Origin of the sequence: Marinobacter sp. (assembly GCF_041984545.1) — a bacterium.
GTDB lineage: Bacteria > Pseudomonadota > Gammaproteobacteria > Pseudomonadales > Oleiphilaceae > Marinobacter.
Window position 1 is genome coordinate 1 of sequence record NZ_JBHIXV010000073.1, and the last position, 890, is coordinate 890.

An 890-nucleotide genomic window follows, 5' to 3' on the forward strand; every position below is an offset into this window, starting at 1 on the left:
GAGCGCGCATACAGGTGCATCCGGTCCTTGTTGCTCACGGTCTTGTGAGGCAACAACTCCCCGGCAGGACAGCGGTAAGCGTCCTCTTCGGGCAAATAGGTGAAGTCACTCTTCTGGAAATACTCACCGGTTCCCTGATTGTTGACCGCCCGGTTCGATGGCACGGCCACATCGTAACCAGAGGCGTGAAGATCGCTTATCTGTTCGCCGTTCGAATAGCCAGCATCAGCAACAACCGTCTCTAAATCACCCTCGAGCACCTCATGGGCCTCTTGGGCGATCGGTTTCAGTTGCTGGTTATCGTTGCCGGCCTGAGTCAACTCGTGGTGAACGATCAACTGGTGTGCTTCATCCACGGCATTCTGCGCGTTATAACCCACCACCATGCCTTCCCGGCCGGATTTCATCAGCCTGGCCTCAGGCTCTGTGCGGCAAAGCTGGGTTTTACCCTCATCAACCAGCGTCTTCAGCTCATCCTGCAGCTGTGACTTGTGGGCGTGCAGGTAAGCCAGGGCTTCGGACACCTTGTCACGGTTCAGGTCGGCGTCATCGCCTTGTTCCGAAGCCGCCAACCGAGCAAGGTAACGATCGATTTTCTGGTCCAGCTTGCCCAGCTGTTTCTCCAGCTGCTTGCGGGTGATGGCCTGATCTTTACTGGCGGCCGCTTTGAATTTGCTGCCATCAATCGCCACCAACTGGCCGCTGACCAACCCCGCCTGTTTGCAGAAAACGATGAACTGGCGGCACACCTTCTTGACCGCATCACCGTTATCCTTACGGAAGTCTGCAATGGTCTTGAAGTCTGGGGCCAGTTGCTTCATCAGCCACAGCACTTCCAGATTGCGATGGCATTCCTTCTCCAGTCGCCGGGTGCTGCTGGTCTGATTAAG

Annotated in this window: 1 protein-coding gene; it reads right to left on the minus strand. The window is 56.3% G+C overall.

Translation table 11 applies throughout. The annotated features are described in order from the left end of the window. The coding region (locus ACFC20_RS17530) for a transposase (RefSeq protein ID WP_375194106.1) at positions 1-890 on the minus strand (890 nt) is incomplete at both ends.